General features: G+C 66.7%; 13 protein-coding genes and 1 pseudogene. 3 read left to right on the top strand and 11 right to left on the bottom strand.

Annotation, left to right across the window (positions count from 1 at the left end; genetic code table 11):
• Window positions 1-4 precede the first annotated feature (4 nt).
• The 6 genes and pseudogenes from EV652_RS18050 to EV652_RS18025 all read right to left on the bottom strand — a co-directional run bounded on the left by EV652_RS18050 (window position 5) and on the right by EV652_RS18025 (window position 7358).
• Complete coding sequence (locus EV652_RS18050; protein WP_132210322.1) at window positions 5-445, bottom strand: universal stress protein; 441 nt, start codon at window positions 443-445, stop codon at window positions 5-7.
• Window positions 442-1914 carry an MFS transporter gene (locus tag EV652_RS18045; RefSeq protein ID WP_132210321.1) on the bottom strand — a complete coding sequence of 491 codons (1473 nt, stop codon included), beginning with the start codon at window positions 1912-1914 and terminating at the stop codon, window positions 442-444. The genes EV652_RS18050 and EV652_RS18045 overlap by 4 nt, the downstream gene beginning before the upstream one ends.
• A 22-nt stretch (window positions 1915-1936) precedes the next feature.
• The gene (locus tag EV652_RS18040; protein ID WP_132210320.1) at window positions 1937-2446 is read right to left on the bottom strand and encodes a copper chaperone PCu(A)C; all 510 of its coding nucleotides are present in this window, start codon (window positions 2444-2446) and stop codon (window positions 1937-1939) included.
• A gap of 10 nt (window positions 2447-2456) precedes the next feature.
• On the bottom strand, window positions 2457-4373 hold the full coding sequence (gene ftsH, locus EV652_RS18035) for an ATP-dependent zinc metalloprotease FtsH (protein WP_132210319.1): 1917 nt from the start codon (window positions 4371-4373) through the stop codon (window positions 2457-2459).
• Window positions 4374-4944: 571 nt separating this feature from the next.
• Window positions 4945-6850: pseudogene (locus tag EV652_RS18030) on the bottom strand (potassium transporter Kup).
• A 145-nt stretch (window positions 6851-6995) separates the two neighbouring features.
• A complete protein-coding gene (locus EV652_RS18025) occupies window positions 6996-7358 on the bottom strand; it encodes a hypothetical protein (protein WP_132210318.1) in 363 nt (120 codons plus the stop codon).
• A 476-nt stretch (window positions 7359-7834) separates the two neighbouring features.
• Here EV652_RS18025 and EV652_RS18020 point away from each other — a divergent pair, with 476 nt between their 5' ends.
• From EV652_RS18020 to EV652_RS18010, 3 genes are all read left to right on the top strand, one after another.
• Entirely contained in the window at window positions 7835-8836 is a 1002-nt protein-coding gene (locus EV652_RS18020; RefSeq protein ID WP_242001842.1) for a glucose 1-dehydrogenase, read from the top strand.
• On the top strand, window positions 8833-10653 hold the full coding sequence (locus EV652_RS18015; protein WP_132210317.1) for a glycoside hydrolase family 15 protein: 1821 nt from the start codon (window positions 8833-8835) through the stop codon (window positions 10651-10653). The genes EV652_RS18020 and EV652_RS18015 overlap by 4 nt, the downstream gene beginning before the upstream one ends.
• Before the next feature lie 244 nt (window positions 10654-10897).
• Entirely contained in the window at window positions 10898-11611 is a 714-nt protein-coding gene (locus tag EV652_RS18010) for a recombinase family protein (protein WP_199238255.1), read from the top strand.
• A 673-nt stretch (window positions 11612-12284) separates the two neighbouring features.
• On the opposite strand, the gene EV652_RS18005 is transcribed toward EV652_RS18010, so the two are convergent.
• The 5 genes from EV652_RS18005 to EV652_RS17985 all read right to left on the bottom strand — a co-directional run bounded on the left by EV652_RS18005 (window position 12285) and on the right by EV652_RS17985 (window position 17987).
• Entirely contained in the window at window positions 12285-12776 is a 492-nt protein-coding gene (locus EV652_RS18005; protein ID WP_132210316.1) for a hypothetical protein, read from the bottom strand.
• 405 nt (window positions 12777-13181) lie between these two features.
• Window positions 13182-14096: a hypothetical protein gene (locus EV652_RS18000; RefSeq protein ID WP_132210315.1), complete on the bottom strand. Its 915-nt coding sequence runs from the start codon at window positions 14094-14096 to the stop codon at window positions 13182-13184.
• A 372-nt stretch (window positions 14097-14468) separates the two neighbouring features.
• Window positions 14469-14930 carry a PPC domain-containing DNA-binding protein gene (locus EV652_RS17995; RefSeq protein ID WP_132210314.1) on the bottom strand — a complete coding sequence of 154 codons (462 nt, stop codon included), beginning with the start codon at window positions 14928-14930 and terminating at the stop codon, window positions 14469-14471.
• An 11-nt stretch (window positions 14931-14941) separates the two neighbouring features.
• A complete protein-coding gene (locus tag EV652_RS46385) occupies window positions 14942-16081 on the bottom strand; it encodes a hypothetical protein (protein WP_242001841.1) in 1140 nt (379 codons plus the stop codon).
• 1705 nt (window positions 16082-17786) lie between these two features.
• Window positions 17787-17987, bottom strand: a complete 201-nt coding sequence (locus EV652_RS17985) for a hypothetical protein (RefSeq protein WP_132210313.1) — start codon at window positions 17985-17987, stop codon at window positions 17787-17789.
• Window positions 17988-18135: the final 148 nt, after the last annotated feature.

Below are 18135 nucleotides of genomic sequence, written 5' to 3'. Positions count from 1 at the left end.
CGCCCTACGCGGTCCTGGGTGGGATGACAACGACTGGGCAGGGCACCCGGAACACCAGTTGGGGCGCGAGCAGGCTGGCCTTGGCGCGGGTGATGTCGGTCGGGCGAGGTGGGTCGAGCACGAGCAGGTCGGCATCGTGAGCGGCGGTCAGCAAGACCGGCAGCGTCGCTCCGTGCACCGCGAGGCAGCAGGCTGCGTTCCCGGGGCCGAGCGCGTCGGCCACCATCCTGGCGAGCTTCGCATCGGCAGCGGCCTGGGCGTCCGTGGGACTGAGGCTCAGAGCCACCGGAGGCCGGGCAGCGGGAGCAGCCGGTGGCCGCGCGGCTCGCCACGCCATCACGGCGCGCAGGCGTGCCTGACGGAGCCTGGCCTCGTCGGCGGCCCATCTCAGCGCCTCCTTCGAGCCTGTCGCCGGATCGACCGCTACGACGATGAATCCACTCATGACGTGACCTCCCGATGGTTGGTGGTTGCCGACAAGGGGCTGGCGATGTCCTCGAGCGACCGACGCTCGGCATCGACGCCGAAGAACCACGCGATGACCCCACCCGCGATCATGATCACGGCTCCGATCACGTATCCCCACGTCAGCGGATTCCGGTCCGGAACCGCGCTGTCGCCGGTACCGATCAGATGCCCGAACAGGAACGGCGCGACCACTCCGCCGGCGCCCTGCGAGATGGCGAAGAAGAACGAGATCGCCTGGCCACGCAGCTCCAGCGGGAAGATCTCGCTCACGGTCAGGTACGCCGACGAGGCGCCGGCCGAGGCGAGGAAGAAGATCACGCACCACAAGGCGGTCTGCGTGGTGGCGTTGAGCAGTCCCGCCTGGAACAAGTACGCCGAGGCCAGCAGCAACAATCCCGAGACGCCATAGGTGAACAGGATCATCCGGCGCCGGCCGATCGTGTCGAACAGGTGCCCGATCAGCAGCGGCCCGAGAAGGTTGCCAAGGGCAAATGGGAAGAAGTAGTAGCTGGTGTGTGCCTTCGGTACGCCGTAGAAGTGCTGCAGGACCAGGGCGTAGGTGAAGAAGATCGCGTTGTACAGGAAGGCCTGCGTCACCATCATCGAGAAGCCGAGGAAGGATCGCGAGGGATAGTCGCGGAAGAACACCTTCGCGATCTTCAGGTAGGAGACCCGGTCGACGGGCGTGATCTCCAGCGCCAGCCGTTCCGGAACCGGCGGGAGCTCGGCGCCCCGGGACGTTGCCCGGCGTTCGATCTCCGCCACCGTGCGCTCCGCCGCCTCCTGCCGTCCGTGGGTCATCAGCCAGCGCGGGCTCTCCGGGAGGGTCCGGCGCAGGAAGATGACGACCAGGCCGATCACCGGTCCCAGGAAGAAGCCGATCCGCCAGCCCAGGTTCGTGGGAAGATGGTCCGACAGCAGGTACAGGTTGGCCACCGCACCGAGCGCCGCGCCACCCCAATACGTGCCGTTCACCGCGATGTCGACCCGGCCGCGGTAACGCGACGGGATCAGTTCGTCGATCGCGGAGTTGATCGCCGTGTACTCACCGCCGATCCCCATCCCGGCGATGAACCGGAAGACCAACAGGAACCACAGACTGAACGACAGCCCGCCGATCCCGCTCGCGACCAGATAGACGCCCAGCGTGATCATGAACAACTTCCGGCGGCCGAGCCGGTCGGTGATCCGCCCGAAGAACAGCGCGCCCAGTACCTGTCCCGCCAGATAGACCGAGCCGACGGCGCCCACCGCGCCGGCGGAGAGGCCGAGCGTGGTCTGGTAACCCGCCTGCGACACGATCTGGATCTCCAGCCCGTCGAGGATCCAGGAGACGCCCAGGCCGATGACCACCAGCCAGTGGAACTTCGACCATGGCAACCGATCCAGCCGGGCCGGCACCAGACTGCGCACCGGGCCGGTGGCTGTCGTTTCCGCGATACTCATCTCGCTCCTCTCTACGGCCAGGTCAGGCCGAGGTGGAAGGGTTCTGCGGCTCGGGTACGGCGAGCGGTCCGACGGCTGCCCGCACGGTCACCGGGGCTGCGTGCGCGAACCGCAGGGTCACCGGGACATACGTGCCGGGGATGAGCGACGTACGCAGACCCTCGAGCTCGACACCGGTCCGCCACTCGAGGTCGACGAAACCCGATGCCGGCAGGGCGATGCCCGCCACCGGGTGGCCGTTCTGCTCGAGCACGGCTCGGCCGGCGAGCGGGGTCGAGACACCGACCAGGGTGTCGGCGGTCGGGGACGCGTTGGTGATCGCCAACCGCAACGGCGTGCTGCCCCCGGCGGTGATACCGTGTGGGCCGTCGACCCAGATGTCGTCGATGACGACCCGGCCCGACTCGGCGTCGACGCCGCCTCCGGGAAGGTCCTGGACCGGTGGCCACCCACCGCATCCGGCCACCGTGAGCATCGCCAGTAGAACCGGCAGCCAGCGGATCGCCCTTCGGCCGCGCTTGATGATCGTCATGGTTCCTCCTTCAGGCGACCCGTGTCGGTGGGTTGCGGACGATGTCGTAGACGACCGCACCGTCGACTGTCTCGTCCTGCAGCAGCCGCTCGCTCAATCGGTCGAGTGATGCGCGATGGCGTTCGAGCAAGAGATCGGCCTGCTCGTCAGCGGCCCGGAGTACGCGTGCCACCTCCAGATCGACGTGCCGCTGGGTCGCCTCGGCGTACGGCCTGTCCCCACCCTCGGCACTGTCAGCGGACGAACGCGCGGTGGGATAAGCGACCGGCCCGAGATCCTTCGAGAAGCCGTAGTCCCGGACCATGCGCAGCGCGAGGTCGGTAGCCCCTGCGAGGTCGTCCGCCGCTCCGGTCGAAGGTTCCCCGAACACGAGGACTTCGGCCGCGCGGCCGGCCAGCCGAACCGCCAGCGACTCCCGCAGATACTGCTCGGTGTACAGCCGGCGCTCGTCGGTCGGAAGCTGATGCGTCGCGCCCAGCGCCAGACCGGTCGGGAGGATCGTGATCTTCGAGACCGGGTCCGCGGTCGGCGACAAGGCCGCCACCAACGCATGGCCGGCCTCGTGCACAGCAACCCGCAACCGCTCCTCCGGAAGCAGCGCAGCACCGTCACGACGACCGAGGATCAGCCGTTCCCGCGCGTCCTCGAAGTCGGCCGGCCGCAGTTCACCGCGACCGTCCCGGGCGGCCCGCAGCGCCGCCTCGTTCACCAGGTTCGCCAGGTCGGCGCCGCTGAAGCCCGGCGTACCCCGCGCCACGTCCATCAGGTCGACGTGCCCGGTGAGCACCTTGTCGCGAGTATGGACGCCGAGGATCTGGGCCCGCTCCGCCAGCACGGGCAACGGAACCTGCACCTGCCGGTCGAACCGGCCGGCGCGCAGCAGCGCGGGATCGAGGATCTCCGGCCGGTTGGTGTTCGCCAGGACGACGACCGCACCGCCCTGGGTGAAGCCGTCCATCTCCGCGAGCAACTGGTTGAGGGTCTGCTCCCGTTCGTCGTGCCCGCCGAAGCCGCTCACCCCCCGACGGCCACCGATGGCGTCGATCTCGTCGATGAAGATGATGGCCGGACCATTGCGCCGCGCATCGGCGAACAAGTCCCGGACCCGGGACGCGCCGAGACCGACGAACATCTCCACAAAACTGCTGCCGGTGACCGCGTAGAACGGGACCTCCGCCTCGCCGGCCACAGCCCGGGCGAGCAGCGTCTTACCCGTACCGGGCGGACCGACCAGCAGCACCCCGCGCGGACCTCTCGCGCCCACTCGCCGGTACCGCTCCGGATGCTGCAGGAAGTCGACGACCTCCCGCACCTCCTCCTTCACCCCGTCGTAGCCGGCGACGTCGCCGAACCGCGTGCTCGGCCGCTCGGCCTCAGTCACCCTGGCCGGCTTACCCCGCAAGAGGCCACCCAGCCCGCCACCCGAACCAAGGCTCCGCTCGGCCCGGCTGCTGAACCAGACGAAGGCACCGATGAGCAGCAGCGTGGGCAGCAGCGAATCGATCAGTTGCCGCAGAGTGTCGGTCGCCGCCTCGGCCGACACCTGCACGCCGGCGGTCTCCAGGCGATTGGCCAGATCGTCAGTGGTCAGAGCCCATGTCGGCGCCTGGGTGGCGAAACGCGGGCCACCGGTGAGCGTCCCGGTGATCTGCCCGTCGGCGCCGACGGCCACCGCGGACACCTTGTGGGCCTGGACATCCGCCAGAAACGCACTGTAGGACAGCGATTCCGTCTGTGCCGCGGTGATCACACCACGCCCGAAGAACAGCAGCGCGAAGATGCCCAGGGCAATGATGAAGTGCCACGGCCGCCAGCGCCGGCCAGGCGGTGGCGGGGGCGTCGAGGACCGCCGCTGACCATCGGGAGTCGAAGAGGCCGGCGCGTCGCTCACCGGGTGCCGTTCGGTCGTGGAATCGGCTGTTGGCATGGTCTGCTCCTTCGGGTCGACGCCGGGTACGGCGTCGCCAACAACGCTGCCGACGAGTTCATGAGAACTCGGTGAAAGCACCAGACCGAACCATGCAACTTCCAGCGCGAGACCTTCCTTCTCTGCCAGCACGACCGGCGTCAGACCGTGCTCGACCAAACTCGCCCCGCTGTCCCACGTCGCGCTCGCGGTGATGGGCGAGGGCAAGGTCCGTGATGCCGAGGGCAACCTTCTGGACGCGCAGTGGCGCACCAGTCATTCACCTTGCCGACCGCCGATCAAGGCGAAGCCGCATGACGAAGCGCGCCCTGGCTGTTCTCATCGCCACGCTCTTCAATGCCCAACGGACAGGCCGAACTCCGGGCGCAGCCCGACGAGATCGCGGACGCGTTTGGCCGGAACGCTCGACGAACTGCGGGAGATCCCGCGGCAGTTCACCCGAGAACCCTCTCCGGAGGTGCTATCGCCCCAGCCTCCGAATGCTCGCCCGGCGGCCCGCGATCCCTGTCGACCCGGCAGGCAGCGGCCCTGCCTCGCCTTCGCGTGGCGTTTGAGATCTCGACAACCGGACCTATAGGCGTACTTCGGTGCTGAGGATGACGGTGCGGTCGTCGGGCAGGTGGAAGAACTCCTGCTGAGTCGCGCCGTTGCGCCACAGCACGAGGAACAGTTGCTTCCGCCAGCCGGCGAGTCCGGGGGCACGGGTACGGCGGAGTGCGAGGCGAGACACGAAGTACGAGGCGGCGTCCGGATCGAAGTCCGTCTCGGGAGCGGTGCCGGCGACACGCCGCACGACCTCAGGAAGGTCGGTGTCATCGTGGAACCCGAACCTCGCCGCGACGTACACGATGCCGTCGTTCGGGTCGCGCAGCTGGTCGACGCTGAGGCGGCGGTCCCATGGCACATGAGGAACTGGCGCGGTCCGGCTCGAGATGATCACGATCCGCTCGTGCCGCACGTGATTGTGCGCGACGTTGAGCCGCAGGGCCAAAGGCGTGGTTGCCTTGTCCGCGTGCGGGAACACGGCAAGTCCCGGGACCCGCTTCACGTGGGCAGTCTTCATTTCGCCGATGAAGTCGGGCAGCGGGCCTTCCAGCTCCGCGCGGCGCGAGCTGACGATCTGGTGTCCGCGCCGCCAGGTGACCATCACGGTGAACACCACAGCCGCGATCAGCAGGGTCAGCCACCCGCCGTGTGTCACCTTAGTGAGGTTGGCGGCAAAGTAGCTGAGCTCCAGGCCGCCGAGGACCAGCCCGACGAGCACGCACTGCCACGTCGCCCAGTGCCATCGGGCCCGCGCAACCACCCAGGAACAGCGTCGTGGTGATCAAGAACGTGCCGGTGACGGCGACGCCGTAGGCGGTCGCAAGCCGCGCCGAGGAACCGAAGGTGAGCACCACGATCAGGACCGCCGCGAACAGCAGCCAGTTCACACTCGGAATATAGATCTGGCCGTACTCGCGGCCGGAGGTCTGCCGGATGCGGAGTCGTGGGAGAAGACCGAGCCCCAGTGCCTGCCGGGACACGGAGAACGCGCCGGAGATGACGGCCTGCGAAGCGATCACCGTCGCCGCGGTGGCGAGGAGGACCATGGGCAGCCGCGCCCACGCCGGCAGCAGCAGGAAGAACGGGTTCTCCCGCGTGCCCGGGTCGTGCAGGATCAGGGCGCCCTGGGCGAGGTAGTTCAGCGTCAGCGCTGGGAAGACGATGACGAACCATGCCCGGCGGATAGGGTTCCGGCCGAAGTGCCCCATGTCGGCGTACAGCGCCTCGGCGCCGGTTATCGCCAGTACGACGGCGCCCATCGCGACGAACGCGGTAGACGGGCGATCGACGACGAAGGCGACCGCGTACGTCGGAGACAGTGCCCACAGAACACCCGGATGCGGCACGATTCCCGCCACGCCGGCCGCACCGATCGACACGAACCACACGGTCATGACCGGGCCGAAAAGGTTGCCGATCCGCTCGGTTCCCCCGCGCTGCACCGCAAACAGCAACGTCAGCACGACGGCAGTGACTGGCAGAACCAGGTGCGACAGACCGGGCGAGACGACTTCGAGTCCTTCGACCGCCGAAAGCACCGAGATGGCCGGGGTGATGATGCTGTCGCCGAAGAACAAGGCCGCGCCCAGGATGCCGAGCCCCAGAATCAAGGTCAGGCCGCGACGCCCAGTACCGCCGAGCAGGCCTCGGAGGAACGCGGCCAGCGCCATCACACCGCCTTCACCGTCGTTGTCGGCGCGCATGACGAAGACGACGTACTTGACCGACACAATCAACGTGATCGACCAGAAGATGAGCGACACGATGCCGAAGACATCACCCGCTGTCGGGGCTACCGCTCCCCCGCCGATCGAGAAGACGGTCTGCACCGCGTACAGCGGACTGGTCCCGATGTCACCGAAGACGACGCCGACCACACCCAGGATCACGCCGACCCCGGCCGGCCGGAATCTGTTGCCCTTGTCAAGCATGCGGTCGCCTGTTCATCGTCAGGTACGTGCGGGACTGTTGTGTCGTCACGGCCAGCGCCGATCTCCGCACCCTGCCAGTGGGAAGTCGCCGTACCTGCTGGCGGTAATCAGCGCCGTCGCCAGGATGCGGCGGGAGCGGTCGTGCTCAGGATGGCGGGCCAGGCCCGCAGGTCTTGCTCGGCCAGCCCCACAGCTGCAACACCGCTGGCGGCAAGGTGATCGGGCAACCTGTGCCGCCGACACCGGCCAGCCCTACGTCGTACGCCGTCCACGATCCTCCGAGCGTTCGGCGAAAGACGTTGTAGGAGCCGTTGTCTTGTACCGAGACCGCCGCGGCGGAGGAATCGTCGCGGGGAAGAAGCGAAGCTGCTGCCCAGTACGTCTCTGTCGCGGGGTCATACGCATAGTGGCTTCCTTGCGGCTCCAGCCCCTTGAACTCCGACACCGGCACATTGCCATTGATTTTGGCCGCTGCTGCGATCAGCTGGTTCCGCACACCGTTCGTCATCACGAGGTTGGTTGCACTCGTGGATGGCGGCGGCTTGGCCGACTGAGCCGACGCTCCGGACTCTGACGGAGACCGGTGCGCTGCCCGGGCACGTGATGCCCGGAGCGAATGAGCGGCAGCTCCGAAACCTGCCAGGGCCAGAGCGGCCACGAAAAGAATCACAACGAGTCTGCGCACGTTTTTGACAGTACAACCCCTTATCCAGCGGGGTTGTTCGCGTAGCTGAACCGTCGAGTCGCTCTCATCTCGCTCTCATCGGACGTGCCCGAGGCTGGACGAGTACACGACCCGCAAGCTCGGACAAGGAGTGCCCGGTGCGCGACCTCAGAAACGAATCGTTGACTGAACTCGACCGCTCGCCGTCGGCGGGCGGAGTGACTCCGCACGAGGGTGCCCACGTTGCACCGAGGCGTCGGGAGACGATGCTGGCACTGACGGTTCGGCCTGGTCAGCAGGGCTCGTCGAGCTTGAGGGAGATGGCTGAGCCGCACCCTGACGAAGGCTCGGTGCTGGTCCAGTCACTGGTGGTCGGCCTGTGCGGCACTGACTCGGAGATCATCAACGGCGAGTACGGCGAGGCGCCGCCAGGCGAGGATTTCCTGGTGCTCGGTCATGAGAATCTGGGGCGCGTCCTGGAGGCTCCGTCGGGCAGCCGCCTGTCGGTGGGTGACCTCGTTGTGGGCATCGTGCGTCGTCCCGATCCTGAGCCGTGCCCGGCCTGCGCCGTCGGCGAGTGGGACATGTGCCGCAACGGCCGCTACACCGAGCACGGGATCCGTGGCCTGCACGGATTCGCCCGCGAACGGTGGCGGACCGAGCCGGACGCCGTCGTACGGCTGAGCCCCTCGCTTGGACGCCTCGGGGTCCTGCTCGAACCGGTGACCGTCGCGGCGAAGGCCTGGGAGCAGGTAGAGCGGATCGGGAAGCGAGCCTTCTGGCAGCCCGGAGTCGTCGCCGTCACCGGCGCCGGACCGGTCGGTCTACTCGCAGCGCTGCTTGGTGTCCAGTGCGGTCTAAGCGTGCACGTCATCGACCGCGTCACCGCAGGACCCAAACCGGATCTCGTCCGCTCGCTGGGCGCCACCTACCACCACGAGTCGCTGCCCGATTCCGGTGTGCGAGCCGATGTGCTGATCGAGTGCACGGGCGCGCCGGAGGTCGTCGTCGATGTGATGAGGAACTGCGTACCGGACGCAATCGTCTGTCTGACCGGGGTGTCCGGAGTCGGCAGGCGACTACCGCTCGATGTCGGGGCCCTCAACCGTGAGGCGGTGCTCGGCAACAAGGTCATCTTCGGGAGCGTCAACGCCAACCGGCGGCACTACGAACAGGCCACCCGTGCGCTGGCGGCTGCCGACCGCGACTGGTTGAGCCGGCTGATCACCCGTACGGTTCCGCTGCATCGTTTTCCAGAGGCGTTCGCTCGGCAGCCTGACGACGTCAAGGTGGTCATCGACCTCGAGGCAGCCGGGCAATGACGAACATCGAGGACTACGCCCTGCTGGGAGATCTCCACACCGCGGCACTGGTCAGCCGGGAGGGCTCCGTCGATTGGCTGTGCCTGCCTCGGTTCGACTCCGGTGCCTGCTTCGCGGCGCTGCTGGACACGTCTGAAGCCGGCCGGTGGCTGCTCGCTCCAGCGGCCGGCGGGTCCTGTACGCGAAGGCGCTACCGCGGCGACACCCTGGTGCTGGAGTCGGAGTGGGACACGGCCGAGGGCACCGTCCGGATCATCGACTTCATGCCTCCGCGCGGCCAGGCGCCCGACGTCGTCCGGATTGTGCAGGGTGTCAGCGGAGCCGTACCGATGGTCGGCGAGCTGCGCCTGCGATTCGACTACGGGCAGATCATCCCGTGGGTCCGCAACGTGGGCGGCACCATCGAGGCCGTAGCCGGGCCCGATTCGGCGTGGTTGCGTACGCCGGCACCCCTGGAAGGCCGGGACAATCGCACCATCTCCGAGTTCACGGTCCGAGCCGGGGACACGGTGCCATTCGTCCTCACCTGGGCGCCGAGCCACCTCAGCAGACCAAAGCCGGTCGACGCCGTCCGCGCATTGGCCGACACGATCGACTTCTGGGAGCGCTGGTCGGAACGCTCAACAGTCACCGGCCGCTGGCGCGACGACATACAGCGTTCGCTGATCGTGCTCAAGGCGCTCACCTACAGGCCTACCGGTGGCATCGTCGCAGCGGCCACCACGTCGCTGCCGGAACAGCTCGGCGGCCCCCGCAACTGGGACTACCGTTACTGCTGGCTGCGCGACGCGACCTTCACCCTGCAGGCACTCCTCGCAGCCGGATACGGCGACGAGGCAACGGCCTGGCGCGAATGGCTGCTCCGGGCGGTAGCCGGCGATCCCAGCAAGCTACAGATCATGTACGGCCTCGACGGTACCCGCCGGTTGCCTGAAACCAGCCTCCCCTGGCTGGCCGGCTACGAGGGATCCACCCCCGTTCGAACGGGCAACGCAGCAGCCGGTCAATTGCAGCTCGATGTCTGGGGTGAGGTCCTGGACGGCCTCCACCTCGCCCGCCAGGCCGACATCAGCAAGCCGGACGACGCGTGGGACCTCCAGGTCGCCTTGATGGACTACCTCGAAGGCCACTGGAAAGACACCGACAACGGGTTGTGGGAGATGCGCGGACCACGGCGCCACTTCACGCACTCCAAAGTGATGGCCTGGGTCGCCGCCGATCGCATGGCCCGCGCCACCCATGACAGCGGGCTTCCCGGTCCTGTCCGCCGATGGGAATACCTGCGCGGTGCGATCCACACCGACGTACTAACCAACGGATACGACGCCAGGCGCGGCACCTTCGTCCGGTCCTATGGCAGCACAGAGCTCGACGCCAGCCTGCTGCTCATCCCCCGGGTCGGATTCCTTTCCGGCACAGACCCCCGGGTCATCGCGACTGTCGAAGCGATCCAGCGGGAACTCACCCAGGACGGGCTCGTGCTGAGGTACCGCACCGAGTCCAGCGAGGACGGCCTTCCCGCCGGCGAAGGCGCCTTCCTCGCTTGTTCCTTCTGGCTCGTAGACGCGCTGAACCACGCCGGACGGACCACGGAAGCAAACATCCTCTTCGAGCGATTACTTGCCCTACGCAACGATGTCGGGCTGCTCAGCGAAGAGTGGGATCCCGTGACGCGACGCCAGCTGGGAAACACGCCCCAGGCCTTCAGCCACTTCGCCCTCGTGGTCAGCGCACTCCAGCTGGGCCGCGAGCACCCGCAGCGCAGCGACCAGCCGATCCACCCCGCCGCCACGCACCGCAGCCGTGCTCCCCGCTGAGGCCGTCAACTGAGGTGCCGCCAAGAGTGGGGTGTCGGTAAGGCTGGTCCGCAACCAGGGAGAACTGGCCGATTCACGTGGACGCGCGGACCGCCGTCGGGCAGGCAACTGGGGCAGGGGCGTCGGCGCGCATCTCGACCGGTTCCACGTAGTCGTCGCGGGAAGCCCCGGCTCAGGACCATCGACGAGCGCTGCTGCTTGATCCCGATCCCCTCGGCGTCATCGGCGGCGGGATGCTTATCGGGTGCGCCCGAGTGTCTACCAGGTAACAGAACCTGGGCCGCCGCTCGACGACGCCCTGACCGGGGCAGGATGCAGCCGGACCTTCCGAGAGAAGCTCAGCGGCAAGAACGCCGAACGACCCGAGCTGTGGAAGTGCCTTGAGTTCGCACGACCCAACGACACCATCACCGTCACCGAGCTATGGCGACTAGGCCGCAACCTCCAGGACCTCAACTCGATCATCGGTGACCTGCGATGGCGAGAGATCGGCTTCAGGTCGCTGCACGAAGCGCTGGACACCACCACCCCTGGCGGCCGGCTGGTCTTCCACGTCTTCGCCGCCCTGGGCGAGTTCATCCGCGAGATGATCGTCCAAGGCACCCGCGAAGGCCTCGACGCCGCCCGCGCCCGCGGTGCCCGACTCGGCCGGCCACCGGCAACGACCTCCGAGCAGGTTCAGCACGCCCGCGACCTGCTCGGTAACCCGGACACCACGGTGTCCTCGATCGCGCGGCTGCTCGGCGTCAGCCGAGCCACCATCTACAAGTACGTGTCCCAGAACTCCGCTCCCCGGCGCTGCCCAGCACAGCCACTCCACTCGAGCTGCCCGCAACCACTAGCGGCGACCGTGTCACGGCCAGTAGGTCACTCGGGCCCTGCACCACCCCAGTCGCCGAGTAGCACGAGATTCCCGTCATCCTGGACGAGCAGGCGGGGGTTGTTCTGGAGAAGCTGATTCGAGTCTGGCTTGACCCAGATCAGCTTCATCCCTGGGCCGAAGAGCGAAACCCCCGTACGGCCGCCGTCGATGACCAGCTTGCACAGACCCGCTGGCTGCCCTCCGGTCCCGGACGCCCAGAGGACAGAGCCCGCCGGGCCGTACACGACAAGGTTTCCGTCGCCCTGATAGATAAGCGTGTACTTCCCGTTGGGCGACACCAGGGAATCGCCAGGGTAGAGAGCCTGCCCGATCCCCATCTCGCTGCCCCGTGCCGCAGGAAGCTGCTCGATCCAGCTGTGTGTGTGCCAACGAACCGAGTTGGACATGATCTTCCCTTCGCCCTCGATGACCAGCGCGAGTTATCAGTTCGCGCTGCCGGTTCAGGAGCCGAGGACCCCCAGCCCGCCCCAGGCTGCTCCCTCATCTGTCAGATGCGAAAACCACGCGGAAGATACGCGCTCGAGTGAGAAAGTGGTCAGCTCGAGAGCAGACCCGGTTGCTCGGCAACCGCCCCGGGCCGACCGTGGTGTCCTTGGCCCAAACGGCAGCAGCTTGGTGATCGGACTACCTAGCGACACGCAGGCTCCTCACGTCAGTCCAAAACATCGATTGCCTGAACCTTCACACACGTCGAGCTGGGCGCACCCACGTAACGCGGCAGATCAGTCCGCTGTAGCACTGGGCATGACTAACCCGTCTCTACAGAACGCTCCTGAGAGATTCGACCACGCGCGATAACCACCGCGACACCGATCGCGCCGAGGCCAAGAACCGCTGCTCCACGCTCGTCCCCCATGAACAGGCCCACCGCAAGCGTCACAACCGGCAGAAACAACCACGTTGTGATCACCTCTGAGCTCAGAACCACGAGGCTCGTGATCAACGTGGCCAGGATGAAGACGAACTGCCCACCTCGCCACATCAAGTCGGTCAGAAATGGTCCAAGCCGACTCTCAAAAACCGCACCGACCACTGCCGCGAGAGCGGCCGCGGCGGCAACCCAGAGGACCGCGACGCCGCTCCAGGGCAATCCCGCCCTCCGCAGCAGGAAGCCCAGGAGCACGAGGCCAACAGTCAGCAAGACCAGGGCCGTGCCGAACAGCTCCTCTTGGACAGGCTGGTTGCCGCGGGGGACGATAACCGCCACGAACGTGAGTGCACCCGAGACCGAGAACGACACAGCTGCTATCGGGCGAAGTGGTGTCGACCGACTTCTTGCATCGTCCGCCACAGCAACCACCCCCTGAGCTGTCCAGTCTGCGCTCCGAACGCCGCGTCGACAACGGAGCAAGAATCTTCTGCCTGGCCGCCCATCGGAAAGTCCGGCAAACCCCCAGCGGAACGCCCGGAGCTCCCGCACCGGCTCAGCCGACCGGGGTGCTCCGGCCGCCGCGTGGTGTTCCGAAAACGACCGTTTGCGGCACAGCCGGCGGCCGCAGTGTCGAAGGATGGTCGTGGACTCATTGCTGTTCGATCCACTCGTGTCCGTAGTTGCGCCCGACGTCGTCTCCATGCGTTTCCGCGGCTACGCGACGGTGCCACAGTTCAATGTGGAGCTCGGCAGCTGGGGCTGGGCACAGGGTGGCTATTCGTTGAAGGCCGCCAGGCGCTCTTCCTGAGTGTCACGCCGCCGTCTGGCGACTGCGGCAGTTCGTTCGGCGCGAGAGAGGGCGCGTTCCAGTTTCCTGGTTTGGCTTTGGGCTGTGCGGAGCTCGCGGCGGGCTTGGTCGAGTTCGTTGATGAGTCGTTCGATCGCGGTGTGCATGTCGGCGATGTGGTGTTCGTTGGCGTCGAGCTCTGCCTCGGCGGTCTGGCGCTGGTTCTCGGCTTCGACGTACTCGGCCTCGACCTCCCGTAGTCGATCCTGCAGCTCGGCTCGCTGCCGCTGGATTGTCCACTTCTGCACATCCGCTCGCGCGGCCGCAGGCTTGGCCGGAGCCGCCTTCTTGGCCAGCGTCTTGGCCCGTGGCGGAGGCGGAGCCTTCGCCACCTTGAGCGGCCGGACGGTCACAGGTTCGCCGCGCTCGTCCACTACGCCGAAGCCGATATGACGCAGCGCACTGGTCAACTGTCCGGTGCGGAGCAGTTTCCCCGCTCCGGGGTCGACCAGTGCAGCGTCCAGAGTTTCTGCCAGCCGCTCGGAGACGGCGGGCGTGACGACCCGTCCCATCGTTGCCACATCAGTCCTCGCGGTCGCGACCAAGCGCTGGACCAGATCGTGGCGGCGGGGAGTGAGCCTCCGTAAGCGAGGACCGTCCCCGGCGGCAACGACTGCTCGCAGTTCGTCGCCGAACTCGGTCAGTTCGGCGATCTGATCCGGGGCGACCCGGACCAGATGGTTCGCCAACCAGGCCGCCATGGTCGGTTTCCGCAGAGCTTTGACCGCGGCGCCTCCGTCGGCGTCGCCGGCCTCCTTCAGCGCTGTGGCCAGCCGGTTGCGGGCCGTAGTGAATTGGTCCGGGTGCAACCCGTACAGCTCCACAACCGCGTCGACGTCCACTACATCAGAGTGAACCCGGTCAGTTGCCTTGGGCAACTCGATGGTGCCTTCCTGTGGTGTCATTCAGTGGAGCCCGGCTGCGACGTCTCGCAGCAATGGCGAATTCTGAGTTGTGGGAGGGCTGATGATCGGGCTATGGGTCAGGGTGGCCGACAGACGGTCAGGCTGTCCGGAGGTCCCGGTCACGGCCAGGTCTTCTACGTCGAGGACTGGGAAGAGCGTCGTCGCGCCGCACAGCGGATGGGCCGGACCGCGGACGACGTTCGCGGCTGGGCGCTCGCCTACCATCCCTCCGCCGACAACTCCGACGTCTGGGTCTGGGTCTGGGTCGACCCACACTCCCCGGACAGCGGGTATGAGGACCTTCCGCCGTCAGCTGTTGAAGGTCAGCAGGGGCACGTCGTAGAGGGACGGGTTGCGTGGTCGCGACCAGGTTGGGTCGGCGACTTCGACGACGTACATCTCGGTGAGGAACTGGACGGTTGCTCCGAGCAGGTGGCTGGTGTAGCCGGAGGCCGAGTGAGTTTTGAGGCCGACCGAGACGTGGATGTGGGGACGGAGTTCCGAGGTTTCCTCGTCGTACGCCAAGGTGCCGCCGCCGAGGGCCTCGACGTACTCGAGGTGGACCGAGCTCCAGACAGGAGCCTCCGGGTCTTCGATCCGCTCACAACTGCCAACCAGTTCCACGTTGCGCAGGCCGGCGATGAACATCGGGATGAAGGCCTGGCGGATGTCGTGTGTGCGGCAGAAGTCGTTGAGGGCGGTGTAGAAGTCCTCGTCGTGGTCGAAGCGAGCGGCGAATGTCCGACCTGGGGTGACTTCGGCTGCTTGCACTGAATGCTCCTTCAGGAATTCTGCGGTTGGTTGAGATAGGCAACGTAACGGACAGCGGTCATGAGACCGTCGGTGGACAGTAGCCGGCTGCGCGGATGAACTAGTCCATCGACTCCTTCTGCGGCGAGCTCACGGCAGCGTGTAGCGAGCCAGGCCCAAGGCACGTCGAGGTACGCAGCCAATGCTTCAATCCGACCGGCTGAGGTCGGCTGATCGATGACAGACTTCGAGGCCGTGTGATTCGAGACATCGCGATAGGTGGCCCAGCGCGACGACGGCGCGTCCGTGTCGACGTACCAGAGGCCCGCCCCTCGCAACCAATTCGCCACGATCAGATCGTCCGCGAGGACGAAGCCTTCGATCTCACCAAGATCTGCCTCGGAGACGACCTGCGCCTCGATACCACAAGCCTCCATCAGCGCGACGGCGAGCAGGAGGAGCACACGTTCATACCGAGCCGACGAGCGGACCTCGTGCTCCGGGATGCAGAAGCCGCGACGCATCTTCGGATAACGGGTCGAGGTGTGTCGTAGGTAGCTCAGTTTGTGGCTCCACAAGAGCCACGCTGCGGCTTCCTCACCCCGTTGCTCGCGACTCCAGAAGAACGGTTCGGTCGTGAGCCGAGAGAGATGGCGGATGATGTGGCGCGCGCAGAATTCAGATCCGAGCCATTGCCTCGCCACATTGTTCAGCTTGGGCACCTCGCTCAGCGTCGCCGACGATGCAGAGCTCTCCTCGTATTGCGACAGCGACTGCTGGTAGGAATGCAGGCGGCTGTCATCGGCGAGGATCGCCGAGTCGATGTTCGCAACCGCCCAGACGATTGCGATCGTCAGATCGTCCAAGCGGTATGCGGTCGGCACCCGATGAGCCTCCGCACGCCGTACGGCGCCGGCAGCGAACTCCCGTCCATCGGCAATGTGAGTGACCGGACCATCCTCGGAAAGTGTCCGCGTGATCAGTATCGATCGACGATGAGGTCGCTCCAGGCTGCCCAGCAGGTCAGGCGATGGATCGAGTACGACGCCGCCGTCGACCGGCACTGAGGTAGCGATCACCGCTGCCAACTCCGCCCCATGGAACGATCGCCCCCCGGGCACGTCGACAACGCCTACCGGGGATGTTGCCTCCGGACGGGCCAGATCAAGCAAGGACATACTCTGGTGGCCGACTCCCCCGCCGTCAGGCTCCGAGGCACGACTCCGCCGATTCTCGAAGCCGAGGTCCGCGTCGGCCGACGCTCCGAGCACCTCACGCAAGGCTGCACGTACAGGTGCGATCGGCCACGAGTACCAGCCGCGCTCCCAATCAGAAACCGACTTTGCCGTGACAGCGCCCGGACGACCTGATCCGAAGAGACTTGTATGTCGTAGTCGGCAGCCAACTGCAGCGTACTTCAGTGCCTTTGGCTTCGGTCGCCCTAGACTCCCGCAGACCCTGCTAGACGTGAGTTCGTGCCCAAAACCATGCCCACGGCCCGGCGCATCGCGGGGGCCATTCTCCGTGCCGCGTTGGCGTTCGGCGCAGGCGAGCGGCTCGAGATTCCGTTGGCAGCTGCGGCGCCGGCCGAGCCTTCGAGCAGTGCCCAGACTTGGCTCGAACGCTCGGGTTCGACCCCTCGGATGGAGTCTGCGGGCTTGGCAATCGATCCACTCTAGTCCACTCTTGTCCGCGGGTGCCGTCAGCAAGAAGCCGGGGAACCATCGCTAATAGTTGAGCCACGCTCAGTCGGACGAATGCATACACACAGCGATGTAACGTCGGTAGCTCGGGGTCCGATCATCAGTTGCAGAGGTACACAGAGGTGGGGAACACAATCTGCGGGGACGCAGCAAGTGTCGGCTTCATCAGCGCTGTGAGCGTCCGACAGGCCTAGTGACCAGGTCTCAATGATTGCAGGCGGATCTTGCATGGACTTTGATCGAGGGCTGGGCATAGCGATCGGGAACGGTGGGGAATATGGCCAAGCCTCGGCGCAATGGTAAGCGGTTCGAGCGCGGGCAGCCGTTGGTGATTGCAGGCATTGCTGCCATTGCGACGATCGGCGCGGCCTTGATTGGTTTGGTAGGTGGCGACGGCCACTCAGGGGACAAGTCGACGACTGCCACACCCAGCTCGACCAGCTTCGCGTCGACCTCGCTCCCAACCAGTTCTATGCCGCCAACCAATTCCAGTTCGGAACAGTCAGGCGGGCCATCGATCGCTATCACTTCCTGGTCCGAGCGGCCAATACCGCCGCCGCCCGGGCGACGTTACCGCTTCACCGGCACCGCCCAGGGGCCGCTGTTTTCTGGCTCGGCGATCTTTGTGGTTGCCCGGCCAAATCCGCAGACAGGTGCGGAGTCCGCCACGAGGACGGCACGTGCCGTCGGGAAGTGGCTGGTCTCGCCCGAGGCCAGGGTCGAGCAAGACGGCCGCTGGACAGTCGAGTGGGACTTGCCGAATCCGCCCGCTGAGGCGGAGTGGATCGCGGTGGTTTGGTGGCCTGCGCCGCGTGAGTGCCCGAGCGGAGTTTCCACGTGTGAGCCGGATGCCCGTCAAGAGCTCAGCGCTCGGGGGCCGCGCTCCACGGACGTGCAGGCTTTCGCTACAGCTCCACCGGGCATGCGCAGAACCGAGTAACGCGGACGGGGCGATGCCCTCCGCATGACTGCTGGCCCGGCTTCGGTGGGAGCTCCCGCAGCCAGGACTTGTACGGTTGTCCGTCGGGCCTGGCTTGACGTCTTCAGCCGAGGGAGAGCAGCCGTTCCTCCAGGAGTGGGCCGACCTGGTCGATGGTTTCGCCCAGATCGAGCCAGGACTGCTCATGCACCTCCGGCTCGTCCATCCTGGTCACGGCCAGACTGAACACACCCGTCAGAACGTCCCGCCGCCATTCGGCCGCTCCACCGACAGCCCGAACTCGGCAAGACCGGTCCGCACCACCTGCGCCTTGACCAGATCATCCGCCAGCGGCTTGCCACCGGTGAGGAACTTCGGCTCGTCGGTGATCTTCAAACACTCGACCTTGGCCCCGTCGACCTGCTGCGCCAACAACTCCTCGATCCTGTCGCGCACCGCTCGCCCGGGCCGATCTCCCAGCCAGTCGAGTTGTTGGGAACGAACTCACCGGTGATCTGCCCCGCCTCGTCGACCCGCCAACCCCCACGAACGCTGGCAAGGCCGCGGGCTCAATGACGGCCAGCTCACCCCCGGCGATCTGGGG

It is taken from the genome of Kribbella steppae (genome assembly GCF_004342025.1).
Taxonomy (GTDB): Bacteria; Actinomycetota; Actinomycetes; order Propionibacteriales; family Kribbellaceae; genus Kribbella; species Kribbella steppae.
Note: the sequence above shows the minus strand (reverse complement) of the source record. Positions and strands in the feature narration are given on the sequence as shown.